Annotated in this window: 15 protein-coding genes and 1 tRNA gene; 9 read left to right on the top strand and 7 right to left on the bottom strand. The window is 65.3% G+C overall.

Annotated features, from left to right (window positions below; translation table 11 throughout):
- Positions 1 to 7 precede the first annotated feature (7 nt).
- The 3 genes from ACFQZZ_RS28935 to ACFQZZ_RS28925 form a co-directional block, all read right to left on the bottom strand.
- Positions 8 to 1,300, bottom strand: coding sequence for an alpha/beta hydrolase (locus tag ACFQZZ_RS28935; RefSeq protein WP_378686993.1), 1,293 nt, complete (start codon positions 1,298 to 1,300; stop codon positions 8 to 10).
- A 365-nt stretch (positions 1,301 to 1,665) separates the two neighbouring features.
- A tRNA-Gly gene (locus ACFQZZ_RS28930) sits at positions 1,666 to 1,739 on the bottom strand.
- Between the two features lie 219 nt (positions 1,740 to 1,958).
- Complete coding sequence (locus ACFQZZ_RS28925; protein WP_378686991.1) at positions 1,959 to 2,357, bottom strand: hypothetical protein; 399 nt, start codon at positions 2,355 to 2,357, stop codon at positions 1,959 to 1,961.
- Between the two features lie 338 nt (positions 2,358 to 2,695).
- On the opposite strand from ACFQZZ_RS28925, the gene ACFQZZ_RS28920 reads away from it, so the two are divergent.
- Positions 2,696 to 3,076: a hypothetical protein gene (locus tag ACFQZZ_RS28920; RefSeq protein WP_378686989.1), complete on the top strand. Its 381-nt coding sequence runs from the start codon at positions 2,696 to 2,698 to the stop codon at positions 3,074 to 3,076.
- Between the two features lie 414 nt (positions 3,077 to 3,490).
- On the opposite strand, the gene ACFQZZ_RS28915 is transcribed toward ACFQZZ_RS28920, so the two are convergent.
- On the bottom strand, positions 3,491 to 3,931 hold the full coding sequence (locus ACFQZZ_RS28915) for a phage tail protein (RefSeq protein ID WP_378686987.1): 441 nt from the start codon (positions 3,929 to 3,931) through the stop codon (positions 3,491 to 3,493).
- Positions 3,932 to 4,598: 667 nt separating this feature from the next.
- Between ACFQZZ_RS28915 and ACFQZZ_RS28910 the strand changes: the two genes are divergently transcribed.
- Positions 4,599 to 5,348: a DUF2961 domain-containing protein gene (locus ACFQZZ_RS28910; RefSeq protein WP_378687169.1), complete on the top strand. Its 750-nt coding sequence runs from the start codon at positions 4,599 to 4,601 to the stop codon at positions 5,346 to 5,348.
- Between the two features lie 86 nt (positions 5,349 to 5,434).
- Entirely contained in the window at positions 5,435 to 6,007 is a 573-nt protein-coding gene (gene dcd, locus ACFQZZ_RS28905; protein WP_378686986.1) for a dCTP deaminase, read from the top strand.
- Between the two features lie 208 nt (positions 6,008 to 6,215).
- On the opposite strand, the gene ACFQZZ_RS28900 is transcribed toward dcd, so the two are convergent.
- Positions 6,216 to 6,665, bottom strand: coding sequence for a hypothetical protein (locus ACFQZZ_RS28900; protein WP_378686984.1), 450 nt, complete (start codon positions 6,663 to 6,665; stop codon positions 6,216 to 6,218).
- A gap of 300 nt (positions 6,666 to 6,965) precedes the next feature.
- Between ACFQZZ_RS28900 and ACFQZZ_RS28895 the strand changes: the two genes are divergently transcribed.
- From ACFQZZ_RS28895 to ACFQZZ_RS28885, 3 genes are all read left to right on the top strand, one after another.
- Positions 6,966 to 8,306: a helix-turn-helix domain-containing protein gene (locus ACFQZZ_RS28895; protein WP_378686983.1), complete on the top strand. Its 1,341-nt coding sequence runs from the start codon at positions 6,966 to 6,968 to the stop codon at positions 8,304 to 8,306.
- 107 nt (positions 8,307 to 8,413) lie between these two features.
- On the top strand, positions 8,414 to 9,670 hold the full coding sequence (locus ACFQZZ_RS28890) for a pyridoxal phosphate-dependent aminotransferase (RefSeq protein WP_378687167.1): 1,257 nt from the start codon (positions 8,414 to 8,416) through the stop codon (positions 9,668 to 9,670).
- 420 nt (positions 9,671 to 10,090) lie between these two features.
- Positions 10,091 to 11,365, top strand: a complete 1,275-nt coding sequence (locus ACFQZZ_RS28885) for a YibE/F family protein (RefSeq protein WP_378686982.1) — start codon at positions 10,091 to 10,093, stop codon at positions 11,363 to 11,365.
- Positions 11,366 to 11,396: 31 nt separating this feature from the next.
- On the opposite strand, the gene ACFQZZ_RS28880 is transcribed toward ACFQZZ_RS28885, so the two are convergent.
- Positions 11,397 to 12,710: an Hsp70 family protein gene (locus tag ACFQZZ_RS28880; RefSeq protein WP_378686980.1), complete on the bottom strand. Its 1,314-nt coding sequence runs from the start codon at positions 12,708 to 12,710 to the stop codon at positions 11,397 to 11,399.
- A gap of 151 nt (positions 12,711 to 12,861) precedes the next feature.
- Complete coding sequence (locus tag ACFQZZ_RS28875) at positions 12,862 to 14,184, bottom strand: UDP-glucose dehydrogenase family protein (protein WP_378686979.1); 1,323 nt, start codon at positions 14,182 to 14,184, stop codon at positions 12,862 to 12,864.
- 192 nt (positions 14,185 to 14,376) lie between these two features.
- On the opposite strand from ACFQZZ_RS28875, the gene ACFQZZ_RS28870 reads away from it, so the two are divergent.
- The 3 genes from ACFQZZ_RS28870 (at position 14,377) to ACFQZZ_RS28860 (ending at position 17,398) form a co-directional block, all read left to right on the top strand.
- Complete coding sequence (locus ACFQZZ_RS28870; protein ID WP_378686977.1) at positions 14,377 to 14,871, top strand: YdcF family protein; 495 nt, start codon at positions 14,377 to 14,379, stop codon at positions 14,869 to 14,871.
- 149 nt (positions 14,872 to 15,020) lie between these two features.
- On the top strand, positions 15,021 to 16,250 hold the full coding sequence (locus tag ACFQZZ_RS28865; protein WP_378686976.1) for an acyl-CoA dehydrogenase family protein: 1,230 nt from the start codon (positions 15,021 to 15,023) through the stop codon (positions 16,248 to 16,250).
- Positions 16,250 to 17,398, top strand: a complete 1,149-nt coding sequence (locus ACFQZZ_RS28860) for an acyl-CoA dehydrogenase family protein (RefSeq protein WP_378686974.1) — start codon at positions 16,250 to 16,252, stop codon at positions 17,396 to 17,398. Before ACFQZZ_RS28865 ends, ACFQZZ_RS28860 begins: the two co-directional genes overlap by 1 nt.

Raw genomic sequence — 17,398 nt, 5'->3', positions numbered from 1 at the left:
AGCGGGTTCAGGCAGGCGCGCAAGTGGGTGTCGTAGGAAGCGCCGAGGTGATCAGGTACTGGTCAGCGGCGGTGGTGGTGCAGGGGGTGCGGTTGTAGATGCCGTGGCCCCAGCCGGTGTAGGTCAGCAGGGCGGCGCGCGGGGTTTGGGCGGCGACCTGGGTTGCCCATTCGTGCGGGGTTGCGGGGTCGTGCAGGGAGTTGATGATCAGGATCGGCGGGCCGCCGTGGATCTGCGGGCGGTGTTGCGGGTTTTGCGGCGCTGTCGGCCAGCCTGAACAGAGAGTGCCTGCACCCCAGGCGAAATGGGCGCGCAAGGTGGGGGCGTTCGCGTTCTGTTCGTGCCACAGGCGCTGCCAGTCGTCCTGATCGCCGATGTCGAAGCGCCAGTCGGAGCACAGCGTTATCTCCGGCATGGCCGTCGGCTCGCCGGACCGCTTGATCGGTGCCGATCGAAGGGGGAGGTCGGCCGGTTGCTCGGTCAGTGTTCGTAGTTCGGTCGCCAGTCGTGGCCATTCGGGCGCATAGAGCCGCTGAGTGACCTTGCGGCTCAATTCGAGTGGACCCAATGGCATGTCAGGCCTATCCGCGTCTCGCAGCTCCCCGCGCTCGGCCCTGGCGAAGAGCGCACTGTAGGTCCGGTGGGCGTCGGTGCCGTGCAGGACGCACTGCTCGTCCCGTGCGCACCAGGACCCGAATTCACTGAAAGTGTCCTGGCCCGCACGTGCTTCGCTGGCCAGGAAGGCGCGACCGTCCAGGCTGTGATCGTCCACGCTGTCCATCAGTGAGGTGCGCAGCCGCTTCGGAAACAGCTCCGCGTATGCCTGCGCGGGCATCGTGCCGTAGGAACGGCTGTAGATATTGATCTGATCCTCGCCGAGTGCGGACCGCAGCGCCTCGACGTCCCTGGCGACGCTCACCGCATCGAGATGATCGATCAGCGGTCCGGTGTATTGACGGCAGCTGTCCGCGAGATCGCGTGCGTACGAGCGAACTTCATCGATCCGCCCGCCGGTGTCCGGCACCATATTCGGCCGATTCGCGGCGAGCCCCGAATCGCACTGAACCGAATGACTGCGCTTCACCCCACGCGGATCAATGCTGAGGATGTCGAACCGCGCCCGCAGCTCCGGCGAAAACTTTCCGCCCCGCAGGATCTCGTCCACCCCCGAAGTGCCGGGCCCGCCGGGCAGCGAAACCAGCGTCCCTACCTTCCGCGCCGCATCATCGGCCCGATCCCGCACCACGGCAATATCGATCGTCGAACCATCCCGATCCGACCAGTCGATGGGTACAGCCACTGTCGCACAGTCGAATTCCGCATTGTCCGAACAAGGTCGCCAGTTCAATACGGGCGCCGGATCAGCGGCGGAGGTGCAGGCGGCCAAGGCCCACGTGATCGATACGGACGCCATGGTCACGCCGAAAATCTTGCGACGGAGGTGCATACGGATGATCGTCGCCGCGCTCCCCAATCGGCCACATCACCCCAGCGAGCGATCTCGACTCACCCTCCGGTACTGCGAGGACCACGCACACATTTCGATGTGGCCTTTACGGCATGGTTTTGCCGAGACCGGGCCGTCGGGTACGGGTTTGGGTATGGCGCCGGGCGATAGAAAGAGGCCCCGAGCAGCATATGTGCTGGTCAGGGCCTTGTTTTGGGTGGAGCCGATGACGGGAATCGAACCCGCGCTGTCTGCTTGGGAAGCAGAAGTTCTGCCATTGAACTACATCGGCCTACGCGTGAGCGCGATCGCGAGCCTACCAGACCAGGCACTATGCGGTGCAAGTCCAGGTGTGTCGGCCTAGCGGGGGCCGAGCATGTGGACGGGCCACGCCGAGCTCGCTGAGCTCGGCGTGGCCGGTGCGCGTTCTACGTGATGCACGACCGGAAGGGGTCCATCCTCGAGGCGTACGGGTCTCGAGGTGTTCAGTCGGTCGGCTCGGCCGACTCCGTCAGCCGAGGGCTGCGGTGATCTTGCGGGTCATCTCGGCCAGGGTGGGGCTAGGCGCGCTCTGGTGGATCTGGGCGGCTTCGATGGCGACGAGGACGGTGCTGCGGAAGTTGTCGGCCTCTGCCGGATCCTGCTTCTCGAGCAGGCTGACCGCTGCCGTCAGAGCCGGCAGCACGTGGTCGGCGAGTTCGGCGACGGACTTGCCGTTCAGTTCGATGTCCTTCGACTTCGCGGCGAGCACGTGTCCGACCAGGCCGGTCGCGGAGTTCAGGGCGATGGTGCCGTTGGTGGCGGCCTTGTGGGGCTTGCCGGTGGCATCAGCGGCGGCCATCAGCGAGACGGCGCCGTACGCGGCGGTCCGCAGGGTGCTCTTGTCCTGGTCGGTGAGGGTGATGGACATGGTGGTTTGCTCCTTCGAATTTGTTTTGTCCGGGTCGGCGTACGTCGTGCTCGCCGAGCAGGAACTGATCACGGAAGCAACAATCGCCCGCCGTCCTGACACCGGACCGTCACCGTGCTGACATGGCCTCTGACACGGTGCTGCCTCGAGCTGAAACGGCGGTTCACGGGCATGATGACCTTGATCCGCAGCCTGTCCCGGAAGCCTGATTAGGCAAAGTGTCACCCGTCGGCGGGGCGTGGTGCCGGGCAATAGGGGCATCTGACGGATAGAGCCGGGAGTTGTTGTCTGGCAGCATGGCTGAGTTCACCTGGTGCAATGTGAGGAGTCGGTACTCGATGAGAAATCTTCGGAACTCTGTTTCGGTCGGGGTCGCGCTGGCCGCCGCCGGTTTGGTCTTGAACGCGCCGCAGGCGTCGGCCGAGATCGGGGTTCGAGTCGTGATCGCTGGGGGTGGGCTCAGCAATGGGTTCGGGACGGGCTGTGGCTACCAGGTGGTGGCGAACGGCAACACCGGTGCGGGCATGGATTTCTATGACAACGGCGTCTGGTTCGCCGCGACGGAGGGGAGTCCGAGCCCGAAGACGCACGTGGCCACATGGATTCCGGCGACGGCTGGGACGCACACCATCCTGGTCACCCAGAACGGGGATGCCAAAACTGTCGTCCATACGGTCGGCACCGGGATCAACGCGGGAAGTTCTTGCCTCGTGATCTAGCGGGCCACGCCGGGGCGGTCCCGCTACAGCTCGGCGAGATGTGAGGCCCCCTAACCGCTACCTCGAGTCAGCAAGTCCCCGGCCTGCCGACCTCGCAGGCTGGGGACTTGTGCCCTCCTCGTCAAAATATTCGTGAACGCTTTCGAAAGTGCTTATTTACTCACTATTTTCAGCCGGATTCAGTCGAATGCGCTGTTACACAGTGTGATCCGATGTGGGATAGCTCAAAGATCCTGGCGTGTCTGCCCCAGGTCGCACCTGTCATCAGGACCTCGACCTCGGAGCGGTCGGCGGCTGTGAGCCGCCGACCGTCCGCTCGCCTGCGTCGTCAAGGCTGGTCCAGGTAAGACCTGCGGCGACGCAGGCAACGACAGTTGCCGCTGCGCTCGATCTGCCTACGCTGACCGGACGGTGCTACTCGACACTTATGTCGTCGAAGACGATGGTGACTTGCTCGCTCGCCGGCCCGGCGCTGTGGGCATCGAGCGCAGGTCCTGTCCAACTGGTTGCCCAGCAGTCGAACAGGACAATCCGCCGGACGGGCTTTTTTTGGTGGTCCAACGCGGTGATGGTGATGTTCCGCCTTGCCGAGTCCACGTGACGGCTCATCAACGTCTTACTGATCCAGTCGGTGAACTGGGCGCTCGCATCCATACCCCGGGTGACGGTCACCTCACCGCTCTGCTTGCAGCCCGGCACCTTGCGAGGCACGAGCTGTCCGTCGGGTGTGGCCTGCTCGATCTCGATGGCGTCCTGCCCAATTCTGAGACCTGACACGGCCTGTGGCGTCTCCACCAGGAACTCGCCCAGTTCGATGCCGAAGGTGCCGGTGGTGATCTTGTCCTTGATTTGCACGTTGACCTCCTGGATTAACAACCGATGGTGGGTTTCTCTCTCATGAGGCACTGCCACTCGAGAATACGTTGCCCGCCGAGCCCCAGGAGGGAAGTCCCTCGACCTTCGGGCAGGTGCGGGGTCGACACGCCCGATATCCGCCACCCTGCCGGTAAGGCGGGAACGGTGCTGGGGGATCCGGATTGAATAGGCGAATGACGACGTCCTTGTTCGAGCCGTTGGCGTAGGGCTCCTTCGTGGTGCCTGGCTGGGGCTTGCGGGTGCGGCTGTGGGTTCGGCTGTCGGGTGCGGTGCTGCTCGGTGCGGTCGCGGCGATATCCGCTGGGACGGTGCACGCGGAACCGCAGGTCCCGAACTTCGCGGTGGGTTGGGATGCCTATCGGCGGCTGGACCGGTTGCCGTATCTGAGTGCCGGGGTGCAGACGTTGCAGTACTCCAGTTTCGATCGGGGCGGCGGCAACGGCGATGGTGACGGCGGCTGCCTGCGCGACGGGGGAGCCGGGTGTGTGGTGGCGGAGGACCGTGGGCCGGGGGAGATCGATTCGATCTGGTTCACCAGGGACGGGGGTGATGTCACGGCGCTGGGGAACATCAGGATCGAGCTGGACGGCAGCACCGTTGTCGATGCGCCGCTGCGGTCGGTAGTCGACGGCCTGCTCGGTGCGCCATTCGCGATGAGCGCGTCTATATCGACGACTCGTCGTCACCTCAGCTGTATGGCACCGGCACGGAGGACTTCTACGAGGGCGGCTGGTTTTTCCGCCACGGCACCCGCTACAGCCTGCCCCTCACCGGCCAGCCGAGCGTCCGCACCACCGACGATCGGTGCCCGGACTATTGCGCGAGCGCCTACCGACTGATGCTCGCCGAAGCGGTGGACTACCGATCCGGCCTGCGCTTCGGCATCGAGCACGGAACGGAGAACGAGGAACAGGCCGAATATGGTTCCGTCGCATTCCTTTACACGCAGACCACGACCGAAACCATGGCGCGCGGTGACGACGTCGACGTGCCCGACCCGGTCGACTCGGCCGAGCCCGAATCAACCGAGTATCCGCTGACCGGCAGGTACGAGGGCGACCTGGACGACATCGGCATTTCCGCCCACGTCCTCGCGACCCGACATCCGATCACTGTGCGGCTCCCGATTCGTCCGGACAATATCGGAGTGCTGTTGCGCCGCACCTCCGACCAGGCGATCGGCTACCAATCCGCGGCGGTGCTGGTCGACGGCGAGCCGGTCGGAACCTGGCTGCAACCACGGCAGAACCCTGTTCGGCAGTGGCTCGACGACACCTACCCGCTGCCGCGCAGGGTCACCGCGGGCAAGGATGTCATCAGTGTGACGTTCGTGCCGACCGCGGGTGCACCGCCGTGGACCGCTGCCCGCTACCGAGCCGACACCCTGCATCACTAATTACCACTGAGGTGAGTGGAGGACGTCCGAGGAGGACGGTGTCGGCCGACCTCGCCGGTTGAAAGACGCGCTGTAGTCTTCCTCGCGTGCTGCTTTCCGATCGTGACATCCGTGCGGAGATCGCCGCTGGGCGTCTCGGCGTCGAGCCGCTCGTGGAAACTCTGATCCAGCCGTCGAGTATCGACGTGCGATTGGATCGAATGTTCCGGGTCTTCGACAACACTCGCTACACCCACATCGATCCCGCGCAGCGTCAGGACGAGCTGACCAGCCTGGTCGAGCCCACCGAGGGCGAGCCGTTCGTGCTGCATCCCGGCGAGTTCGTGCTCGGCTCCACGTTGGAGGTGTGCACGCTGCCGGATGATCTGGCCGGACGTTTGGAAGGCAAGTCGAGCCTCGGCAGGCTCGGCCTGTTGACGCATTCGACGGCGGGCTTCATCGACCCGGGATTCAGTGGCCACATCACCCTCGAACTGTCGAATGTGGCGAACCTGCCGATCACGCTGTGGCCCGGTATGAAGATCGGTCAGTTGTGCCTGCTCCGGCTGACCAGCCCGGCCGAGCATCCGTATGGCAGCGCGAGCACCGGGTCGAAGTATCAGGGGCAGCGTGGTCCGACGCCGTCGAAGTCCTATCTGAACTTCCCACTGCCGAACTAGCTTTTCGGCGCGCTCGTCCAGCGAACTAGCTTTTCGGCGCGCTCGTCCAGCTCGAATTGCCGTGCACCGCACAATCGATCAACCCCGAGATCGGTTGTGCGGTGACCGTACGGCCCCGGACCGGGTCCACCCCTGTCGACTGCCAGGAAATAGGGGTGGGCCCGGCTCGGTTCGGCGCCGAGCGGCAGCGGGGATCGATGACGCAGAATCAATCCCCGCCGCCCGCTCCCACCGCGAGCGCCGTCGTGATGACGACGGAGAGCGGTGGAAGCGTGTCGCCCCGATTCGGCGGGCTGACCCAGAAGCACCCTTCCCGGGTCCACCGGCCGAGTCCGGTCGGCAACATCACGGCACTGCCGATGGCAGGTATACCTATGTCGAGACGGTTCAGTACCTCCAATACCTGTGTCCCCGGCCGGCTGTCCGGCTCGGCAAGGAAGCTCCATCGGATCTGCCTGGCCAGCATGGGGCCCCTCGTCCCCTGCTGTTCCAATGCCGCCCTGACCTTTTCGGCCCTTGCGGTCGGCAGATGTACGACGCACACTCGACCGGTGATCGGCAGCATCACGAACCCGCCTCGCTCGCTGACCGGTAGCCCGAACTCGTGCCGGTAGTAGGCCACCCAATCGTCGACTGTCCTGAGTCTGTCCACGTTCACGGCCAACTCCTTGCCTCCTGCTTCAAGGGTCCCGTCGACGGCGGCGATCCGGTATTGCCCGCGCGCCCGCTTTCCACTGCCACTCCGCTGCCTCTTGTCAGGCGGCGACCTCGGCTTCGCTCGGGCCGAGCGCCGGATTGGGCACGGACTGCGTCCGACCGCGCCGATAGCGAATTGCTTTAGTTTGTGGTCGAACTCACAAACCACTCGTACCCTGGGAAGAAGTTCGTTCGAAGGGATGACATCGTGGTCCGGCAGTGGTCAGGTAAGGAGGCCCGCGCCCTTCGCGATGCCAAGCGGATGAGTATTCGGGAGTTCGCGGCACATCTGGGTGTGCACGAACGCCTGGTATCGAAGTGGGAGGCCGGCGGCGCCCGGGTTCATCCACGTCCGATCAATCAAGCCGCTCTCGACACCTCCCTGGCCAGGTCCGACGATGTCGTGCGGGCACGGTTTGTGGCGCTGATCGATCAACCCATGGTTGATCGGTCTTCCGCGCCTGGATTCGAAGTGCCTGCCGGTGCCGCGGCGCACGCCAGTTATTCGAGCGACGCGGATCTGTTGGCTCTCATAGACGCCGGTGCGATGAGAGGTGATGCGTTAGCAGCGATTTCGGAGAGGGACCTGATCATGGCGGCTGCCCATGAGGCCAGCGAGCACGCCGGCCAGGCCGAGAGCACCAATGTGGGTGCAACCACCTTGGAACAGCTCGACGCCGATGTCACGCGCATCGCGAACGAATATGTGCGCATTCCGCCGGTTCCGATGATGGTGGAGATGCTGCGGGTGCGACGCCGGGTATACCGGCTGCTGGAGGGCCATCAGCGGCCCGCCGACACCAGTCATCTATATCTGTTGGCGGGCACCCTCTCTGGGTTGCTCGCCAACGCGAGTACCGACCTCGGCTACTACGACGCGGCCGGTGAACAGGCCAGAGCCGCCTGGGCCTACGCGGAGCTGTGCGGCCACAACGGGTTACGCGCTTGGACCCGCGGCATGCATGCGCTCATCGAATACTGGTCGGAGCGGCCGCGTCGCGCGGTGCTGCTCGCGCAGAGCGGGCAGGAGTTCGCCGAGTCGGCCACCGCCAAGGTGCGACTACTCAATATCGAGGCCAGGATCTGGTCTCGCCTCGGCAGTGACTCCGACACCGATCGGTGCATCCGAGCCGCGGACGATGCGCGCGAGGTCACCGAGACCGACACCCTGCACGACGAGGTCGGCGGCGTATTCGGCTTCAACGACGCGAAAGCCAGCTATTACGCGGGAGCCACCTATATCCATCTCGGCCAGGCGGCTCCCGCATTGGCGGCCACCGAGCGGACCATCGAGTTGTATTCGAACGGTCCGTCGGAGCAACGTTCCTACGGCGCCGAATCCCTGGCACGGGTGGACAGCGCCGCCGCGCACCTGATCAACGGCAGCCTGGACGGTGCGGCCGATGCCCTGCATCCGGTGCTCGATCTGGCCGAGGACAAGCGCATCGCCCAGTTGGAGGAGCGGCTCACCGGAGTGCGGCAGCGCATCGCAGGACCCGCCTTCCGCAACGCGGTGGAGGCGCGGTTCCTCGACGAGCGAATCGAGGAATTCTGCGGCGTCACCGCCGCCAAGGGGATTCCGCCGGGCAATTCGTCGACCTGAGCCCGCGACCACGGGTTTCGCCTGCGTCCCTGCTTTTGCCGTGGTGATGGTGGCACAGGTCTCCCGAGTGCGATGAGGCCGATAACCGCTTGCGGCGGGATGGCACCATTGGACGGGTGAGCCCGAGTCATCTACCGCATCACCCGCCGCGCGTCCTGGAGCAATCGACGAAGTTGCAGGACGTTCTCTATGAGATTCGTGGACCGGTACACGCGCATGCGGCACGGCTGGAGGCCGAGGGGCATCGGATTCTCAAACTCAATATCGGCAATCCCGCCCCGTTCGGGTTCGAGGCTCCCGATGTGATCATGCGCGACATCATCGCCGCGCTGCCCTACGCCCAGGGCTATTCGGAATCGAAGGGCATCCTTTCGGCCAGGCGCGCCATCGTCACCCGCTATGAGCTGGTCGCGGGCTTCCCCGAGCTCGATGTCGACGATGTATATCTCGGCAACGGTGTCTCCGAGCTGATCACCATCACCATGCAGGCCCTGCTCGACAATGGCGACGAGGTGCTCATCCCGGCCCCCGACTATCCGCTGTGGACGGCGATGACCAGCCTGGCAGGCGGCACCCCGGTGCACTATCTCTGCGACGAGTCCAACGGCTGGCAACCCGATGTCGCCGATATCGAGTCGAAGATCACCGAGAAGACCAAGGCTCTGCTGGTGATCAACCCGAACAACCCGACCGGCGCGGTGTATTCCGCCGAGGTCCTGCAGCAGCTCGTCGATATCGCGCGCAAGCATCGGCTGTTGCTGCTCGCCGACGAGATCTACGACAAGATCCTCTACGACGATGCCAAGCACATTTCACTGGCGACGCTCGCGCCCGACCTGCTGTGCCTGACGTTCAACGGCTTGTCCAAGGCCTATCGGGTCGCGGGCTACCGGTCGGGCTGGCTGGCGATCACCGGGCCGAAGGAGCATGCCGCGGGATTCCTGGAGGGCATCGACCTGCTCGCCTCGACCAGGCTGTGCCCGAATGTGCCTGCGCAGCATGCGATTCAGGTGGCGCTCGGCGGGCATCAGAGCATCGAGGATTTGATCCTGCCCGGCGGGCGGCTGCTAGAGCAGCGCGACGTCGCGTGGGAGCGGCTGAATATGATCCCCGGCGTCTCGTGTGTGAAGCCGAAGGGCGCGCTGTATGCGTTCCCGCGGCTGGACCCGAACGTCTATGAGATCCGCGATGATTCGAAGTTGATCCTGGACCTGTTGCTCCAGGAGAAGATCCTGATGGTGCAGGGCACCGGTTTCAACTGGCCGAATCATGATCACTTGCGGATCGTCACATTGCCATGGGCACGGGATCTGGCGGTCGCCATCGAGCGCTTCGGCAACTTCCTGTCCAACTACCGTCAGTAACCCTCATTAGGGGTCCAGCGTGTTCGGGGCAACAAAACCGCCCCGCTTCCGGACCAAAAACAGACTCACCGTATGGATATTTGCGAGTTTTCAAGACTAGCTAGCGCAAAAGAAGACCTTTTGTGTACAGTGGCTCTTGGCACTTTCGAGTGTCTGGTCGGGTTGTCTACCCCCCCTGGACGATCCGACCTCGAGTTCGGCTGCCTACCCCCCTGGGCGCCAGCTCGCGGGCGGCGGAGACATCCCCCTGCTCTCCGCCGCCCCCTCCAACTTTCTCCGCTTCGGATTCCGCGTCGATCGGCGCTTCGCCTCCGCCGTGCCGAACTTGAAAATGAAATCCTTTAAGCTCGGCACCGGACACGTCCGACAGGCAGGAGCCCGGTAAGTGAGCGCACCGACGACACAGCGCACGGCGGTTTCATGACCGACCATCATCACCACCACGATCATTCCGAACCCATCGCGATCGGCGCCAACGCCGCGCGCGTGGTGATCGGGCTACTCGCCGCCATCGGCGTACTGGTGGTGATCGCCGCGATCGTGCTGTGGCCGAGCCGTCAGCACGTCGACATCCCGCTGCCGATGCAGAACGCGGGCGGGGGCGCGGTGCAGACCGAGGCCGGGACGGTGATTCTGCAGGACGTCGGCGCGTGCGGCAGCCCCTCGATCGGCAAGGTCTTCGTCGACAAGCCCGAACCGCCACGCACCGCCGCCTATACCTGTCAGCGCAGCCTGATCACCATCGACTCCGGGCCGCACAAGGGCAATCGCACGCTGTTCGAAATCGCGCCGGGCCCAGGGCAACCCGACTTGCGCGCCGGTGACCACATCCGAGTAGTCCGGCAGACCGATCCGAACGGCACGCCGATGTACTCCTTCGAGGACTACTCGCGCGGGCTGCCGCTGACGCTGATCGTGCTCGCCTTCGTGGTGGTGATCATCGTGGTGGCGCGCTGGCGCGGGCTGCGGGCGCTGCTCGGGCTGGTGTTCGCCTTCGCTGTGCTGGTGATGTTCCTACTACCCGCGCTGCTGGACGGAAAACCCGCGATCCCGGTCGCGCTCGTCTCGGGGGCGCTGATTCTCTATGCCGTGCTGTATCTCGCGCACGGGGTGAACCTGCGGACCAGCTCAGCGCTGCTCGGCACGCTGACATCGATGGTGCTTGCCGCGGTGCTGTCCTGGGTTGTCATCGAGATGACGCAGCTGACCGGGCTGTCTGAGGAACAGAACACCAACGTCGCCACCTACATTCAGCACGTCAGCATTACCGGACTGTTGTTGGCCGGCTTCATCATCGGCTCGCTCGGTGTGCTCAACGATGTCACCATCACCCAGGCCTCGGCCGCGTTCGAGCTGGCCTCCCTCGACGAATCGGCCTCGCGCCGAGAGGTTTTCGCCGCCGCCATGCGGGTGGGCCGAGATCACATCGCCAGCACCGTCTACACCCTGGTGCTCGCCTACGCCGGTGGTGCGCTGCCGTTGCTGTTGCTGTTCAGCGTCGCGGGCCGCTCCATCCGCGATGTGCTGACCGGTGACGCGGTGGCCATCGAAATCACCCGCTCCGCGGTCGGCGGCATCGCGCTCGCGCTGTCGGTTCCGCTGACGACCTTCATCGCGGTCATGCTCGCGCGTCCGTTCGGCGGCAAGCAGAAACCGTCCGCGCCGGCACGGCATGCGAGGCATTCGAAGGGGTGAGTCGTGCCCTGATCCGATCGGGCCTGGCCTGCTACCGCGGTGGCGGGAACGGGAAGACCTCGGGTGGGATCGTCGGCACCACGATCGGCGGAAGCCCTGGCACGACAATCGTATTCGGGCCCGGCGTCGTCGGAGGCGGAGTCGTCGTGGTCTGCCGTCGTGGTGGCGGTGCGGCGACCGATTCCTCGGTCTCCGTCGTCGTGCCGGGGGCGACCGCGATCTGCGGGTCGAGAGTGGTTGTGCGCGGCGCGCTGGTCGGTGCGACCGAAGTGGAGCGTTCGCTGGTCTGGGAATCGCGTTCGAGTACTTGCGGTCCGTAACCGAGTCCGAGACCGATCGCGGCGACGACGGCCAGCGCGCTGACGGTCAGGACGGCGCCGTTTATCTCCCGCTTGCGACCACGCTTGGGTGGAGCCGATAGCCAGGCGGGCGACAGCTCGTCGTCATCCAACATCATCGCGCCGGGGGCAGCGGCAGGGCGGACCGGCCGGACGGGCCGGGCAAGCAGTGCCGCGCCGCGGGTGACCACCGTCTCCGGGCTGTCGGGCACGATGACCGGTACGCCCATCCACCGCTCGAGCACCTTGGCGATCAGCGGAATTCGCGCGCAGCCACCGATCAGGAGCACGCCGTGCACCGGACGATCGGACCGCACGATCACATCGCGTGCCATCCGCGCCGACGATTCGATCGCCAGCATGATCAGCGCTTCGAAGTTCTCCTGCGCCAGCAGCACCAGGCCCTGTTCGCTCGGCAGGGCGACAGCGGTGTTGGTGGATAGCTGTTCCTTGGCCTCGCGGCATAGCGCGTCCAACGCGGCGAGGCCCGCCGGATCCGGCGGGTGCGCGATCCGTCCCGACGCGATCTGCTGTTCGCGGATCAGCGAATCGAGGTAGTCGCCACTGATATCGCTGGTGCGTTCGCTGTGGCGGACCTCACGGGTCTGGGCGTCGACGACGCTCACCGAAAGCCCAGAGCTGCCGAGGTCGTAGACCACCAGCGAGGAGATGCCGCGGATATCCCCGGTGGACTGGGCGAACTCGATCGCCGCGATGATCTCCGGCACGAGTTCGTAATTGGTGAGCTGCTGGCGGGCCATCGATGCGCGGATCGCCCTGGCGTGCTGCTCGCTGCGGTAGGCGATCGCGGTGGCCTCGATACCGGGCGTGGCCTCCAGCGTCACGCCGATCGCCTCGGCGGCCAGCTCCTCTACCTGGTGCTCGCCGACCGGGATGGTCTGCAGGTCGAACGAATGAGGCGCGACGTGTCCGTGAGGGTTCGCGGCGTGTGGCCGCGCCATACGGACGGCGCCGGCCCCCACCGAAACTCCCAGAACCGAACTCATCAGCTACCCATCTCGTTTCACACTCCACGACATGCGAGCCCTTGCGCCGCCCGCCGGTGGATAGCCCGCTCACGGACAATACCGCCGACGATGGGCAATGCCTAAGGCAGGACTAATAGTCCAGCAGTCGCCCCCGCCTCGCCAGGCAACTCTACGGTGTGCCGAGTCCGGCGTACACCCATCCGGCGGCTCTCCAGGTGGCACGATTGAGACAGTTCCTGCCGTCGATGATCGAGCGGCTTCGTACCACCGGATCCAGGTCCTGCGGGCGCAACGCGACGAACTCGTCCCATTCGGTGAGCACCAGCACCACATCGGCGCGCTCGCACGCCTCCGCGACAGATGTCGCGTAGTTCAGGGTGGGAAACACACGGCGCGAATTCTCCAGCGCCTTAGGGTCGTACACCGTGACCACCGCGCCGTGCAGCTGGATCATTCCGGCCACGTTCAATGCCGGGGAGTCGCGCACGTCATCGGATTCGGGTTTGAACGCCGCACCGAGCACCGCCACATTGGCGCCGAGCAGCGAACCGCCGCAAGCTCGCGTGGCCATATCCACCATCTTGGTGCGGCGGCGCATATTGATGTTGTCGACCTCGCGGAGGAAGGCAACGGCATGGTTGGCGCCGAGCTCACCGGAGCGGGCCATGAACGCGCGGATGTCCTTCGGCAGGCAGCCGCCGCCGAAACCCAGTCCGGCATTGAGGAATCGGCGGCCGATGCGGGCGTCGTAGCCTAGCGCGTCGGCGAGCATCGTCACATCCGCTCCGGTCGCCTCGCAGACTTCCGAAACCGCGTTGATGAACGAAATCTTCGTCGCGAGAAAGGCATTCGCCGACACCTTGACCAGCTCGGCGGTGGCCAGATCGGTCAGCAGGAATGGCACATCGGCCGCGATCAGATCGGCGTAGATTTCCCGAACCAGGTCTTCGACCCAGATCGCGGCGTCGCGCTCGTTGTCCACTCCGAGCACTAGTCGATCCGGGCGTAGCGTGTCCTTCACCGCGAAGCCCTCGCGCAGGAACTCCGGATTCCAGGCCACCTCTACCTCGGTGTGCGTCAGCGCGCGAGCCCGCGCGCCGAGTGCCGCTGCGGTCCCGACCGGCACCGTGGACTTTCCGACGATCACCGAGGGACGCTCCAGCATCGGCGCGAGCGTATCGACCACGGCATGAACGTATTTCAGGTCGGCGGCGTACTCGCCCTTCTTCTGCGGCGTGCCGACGCCGAGGAAGTGCATTTCCGCGTGCGCGGCCGCCTCCGCGTAGGAGGTGGTGAACCGCAACCTGCCCGCATCGAGGTTTCGCCGCAGCACCTCCTCCAGACCCGGCTCATAGAATGGCACGACCCCATCGGACAGCTTCGCGACCTTGCCAGGGTCGACGTCCACCCCGATCACGTCATGCCCGAGTTCGGCCATGCACGCTGCGTGCGTGGCCCCGAGGTACCCGGTTCCGAAGACTGTGCATCGCATAATCGATTGATAGGCCCCGCCAATGGCCACACCGCGTCACCGAGGCAAGAGTCGTGGCAACAGCAGATGTACATGTGGCGACATGAATCCCAAACACCCATGCTGACCTGCGAACTCCTGGCCCGCGACACCCCAGCTACCATCGACATGGTGCGCCGCCACCGAGTAGCTCGGCTCCTATCGGTCCTCGCCGTGGCCATCGCCGTCTTCGTCGCCGCGCTCTGGCCCGTGTACGTCCACCCCCGCACCGGCCAGCCCGCGCAAGCCGACGCCATCCTCGTCCTCGGCGGCGCCCACGACGGCCGCGAACAATTGGCCCTGCGTCTGGCCAACGAAGGCTACGCCCCGCGCGTCCTTTTCTCCGACCCCTACGAATCCAGCCCGATGATCAATCGAATTTGTCACGGCGGCTACAGCTTCGAAGTCATCTGTTTCGACCCCTCCCCGCGCACCACCCGAGGCGAGGCACGCGAACTCGCCGAGCTGGCCCGAGCCGAGAACTGGCACCGAGTGATCGTCATAACCTTCACCCCTCACATTTCCCGATCCCGCTACATCCTCGAAAAGTGCTGGGACGGCGAACTCCTCCTCGTAGACCCCCGCCCCCAGCTGTCAATCCCCCGCTGGGCCTACAACTACATCTACCAATCGGCCGGCTATCTCAAAGCCTTCTTCGAACCGTGCTGACCATGCGGTACCTCAACCCCCGCCGTAGACGAGATAACTGCGGGCGGGTGGCGTCAGTTTGATTTCAGGGGTGAGACAGACGTACATTGTGTCTCGTGCGGGCCGACGGCTCGCACCGATGCAATGACGCGCACCCTCTGGGAGGGCAGATGGATTACGACTGGTCAGCGGCGGATTTGGCCTTTCGCGACGAGGTCAGGGACTTCCTCGACGCGAAGTTGACGCCCGAGCTGCGCCGGGCCGGGCGCCTGGCGACGAGTGTCTATCCGGACCACGAGGCGAGCATGGAGTGGCAGCACATCCTGCACGAGCGTGGGTGGGCGGCGCCGGCTTGGCCGGTCGAGCACGGCGGGTGCGACTGGAGCTTGACCCAGCACTACATCTTCAGTAGGGAGGCGACGCTGGCCGGTGCGCCCGCGCTGTCGCCGATGGGGATCCGGATGGTGGCGCCCGCGATCGTCGCCTTCGGCACGCCGGAACAGCAGTCGTTCTATCTGCCGCGCATCCTGACCGGCGAAATCTTCTTCTGCCAAGGGTATTCGGAGCCGGAGGCGGGTTCGGACCTGGCGTCGCTAACGATGGCCGCGGTCGATGACGGGGAAGATTTCCTGTGCACCGGCAGCAAGATCTGGACTACGCATGCGACCGAGGCGAATTGGATCTTCTGCCTGGTGCGCACCTCCCGCGCGGGAAAGAAGCAGCAGGGCATCACGTTCCTGTTGATCGATATGACCACGCCCGGTATCGAGGTGCGGCCGCTGGTGATGACCTCCGGTGAAGAGGTGCAGAACCAGGTCTTCTTCGACAACGTCAGGGTGCCGAAGCGCAATGTGCTCGGGCAGATCGACAACGGCTGGACCGTGGCGAAGTACCTGCTCGTGCACGAGCGGGGCGGCGCGGCGTCGCCGTGGCTGCAGGTGATGGCCAAGGACGTGGCCGACGCCGCGGTGAATCAGCCGGGACCGGACGGCAATCCGCTGATCGACGACCCGGCGTTCTCGGCCAAGCTGGCCGACGCGCGGATTCGCACCGAAGTGCTCGAGATCCTGGAATATCGAACGCTTTCCGCGATGGCGCAGGGCAAGAACCCAGGGACCGCCTCATCGATGCTCAAGGTGCTCGGCACCGAGCTGAGCCAGCGGATCACCGAGCTCGCGCTCGAGGCGGCGGGCCCGCGCGGGCGCGTCTATCAGCCACACGCCACCAAGCCCGGCGGTCCGATCGCCGAATTCACCCCGCCCGCAGATGGTTACCACAGCGGCGAGGACTGGCAGGCCGTCGCGCCGCTGCGCTACTTCAACGACCGGGCAGGCTCGATCTACGCGGGCAGCAACGAAATTCAGCGAAACATCCTCGCCAAGGCAGCATTGGGGCTCTGATGGACTTCACTCTCACCGAAGAGCAGGAACTTCTCCGCGACGCGATCGCCGGGTTTCTCGGTGCGCGCTACGGACTGGAGAAGAGTCGCGGCGCCGCCAAGTCGGATGCGGGCTGGCAGCCTGCCATCTGGCGCGGCTTCGCCGAAGAACTCGGGATCCTCGGCGCAACGCTGCCCGAGCGGGTCGACGGTATGGGCGGCGGCCCGATCGAGCTGATGGTGATCACCGAGGAACTCGGCCGTGCGCTGGTCGTCGAACCGTACGTCGATACGGTCGTCGTCGGCGCCGGTCTGCTGGATCGCTGCGGCGGCGAGCGGGCCGAGGAAGTGTTGCGGCAGATCGTGTCCGGCGATGCCCGCACCGCGTTCGCCGCGCTGGAACCGACCTCGGGCCCGACCTTCCACGACGTGTCGACCACCGCACGCAGGGAGGGTGACGCGTGGGTCATCGATGGTGCGAAGACCGTCGTGACCAGCGCACCGCTGGCGACCCATCTGCTCATCACCGCCCGCACGTCGGGCGACCGGCGCGACAAAGCCGGTGTGTCGCTGTTGCTTACGGAGTTCGACGCGGCCGATCCGCCCGCCGGTGTCGAGGTGCACTCCTACCGGACGATCGATGACCGGGTCGGCGCCGACATCACCTTCACCGGCTTGCGCCTGCCGGATGACGCGCTGCTCGGTGCCGAAGGCGACGCCTGGGACGCCATCGAAGCGACCGTGGACGAAGCGACAGTGGCCATCGCGTCGGAGGGCGTCGGCTGCATGCGAAAAGTCCTCGCGGACACTGTCGAATACGCCAAACAGCGCCAGCAATTCGGTGTGCCGATCGGTAGTTTCCAAGCGCTGCAGCACCGCATGGTCGACATGTACATGGAACTGGAACAGGCCATTGCCGCGGTGTATCTCGCGGTCTATTCACTCGGCGCTCCCGCTGCCGACCGTGCGCGGTCGGTCTCGGCGGCCAAGGTCACCGTCGGTCGTGCGGCACGGTTCATCGGCCAGAACGCGGTTCAGCTGCACGGTGCCATGGGCATGACCGAGGAACTCGCGATCGGCCACTACTTCAAGCGGCTGACCGTGATCGAAAGCGAATTCGGCTCCAGCGAACAGCATCTGGCCCGGTACGCCGCGCTCACGAGGCCATAA

It is taken from the genome of Nocardia sp. GCM10030253 (genome assembly GCF_042675075.1).
Taxonomy (GTDB): Bacteria; Actinomycetota; Actinomycetes; order Mycobacteriales; family Mycobacteriaceae; genus Nocardia.
The sequence above is the reverse complement of the archived record's forward strand: the minus strand, read 5'-3'. Positions and strand labels throughout refer to the sequence as shown.

Excerpts from the sequence above, each read along its gene's own strand:
- ACFQZZ_RS28865 (WP_378686976.1), top strand. The coding sequence starts at position 15,021 with ATGGATTACGACTGGTCAGCGGCGGATTTGGCCTTTCGCGACGAGGTC.
- ACFQZZ_RS28885 (WP_378686982.1), top strand. The coding sequence starts at position 10,091 with ATGACCGACCATCATCACCACCACGATCATTCCGAACCCATCGCGATC.
- ACFQZZ_RS28875 (WP_378686979.1), bottom strand. The coding sequence starts at position 14,184 with ATGCGATGCACAGTCTTCGGAACCGGGTACCTCGGGGCCACGCACGCA.
- ACFQZZ_RS28880 (WP_378686980.1), bottom strand. The coding sequence starts at position 12,710 with ATGAGTTCGGTTCTGGGAGTTTCGGTGGGGGCCGGCGCCGTCCGTATG.
- ACFQZZ_RS28895 (WP_378686983.1), top strand. The coding sequence starts at position 6,966 with ATGAGTATTCGGGAGTTCGCGGCACATCTGGGTGTGCACGAACGCCTG.
- ACFQZZ_RS28920 (WP_378686989.1), top strand. The coding sequence starts at position 2,696 with ATGAGAAATCTTCGGAACTCTGTTTCGGTCGGGGTCGCGCTGGCCGCC.
- ACFQZZ_RS28860 (WP_378686974.1), top strand. The coding sequence starts at position 16,250 with ATGGACTTCACTCTCACCGAAGAGCAGGAACTTCTCCGCGACGCGATC.
- ACFQZZ_RS28925 (WP_378686991.1), bottom strand. The coding sequence starts at position 2,357 with ATGTCCATCACCCTCACCGACCAGGACAAGAGCACCCTGCGGACCGCC.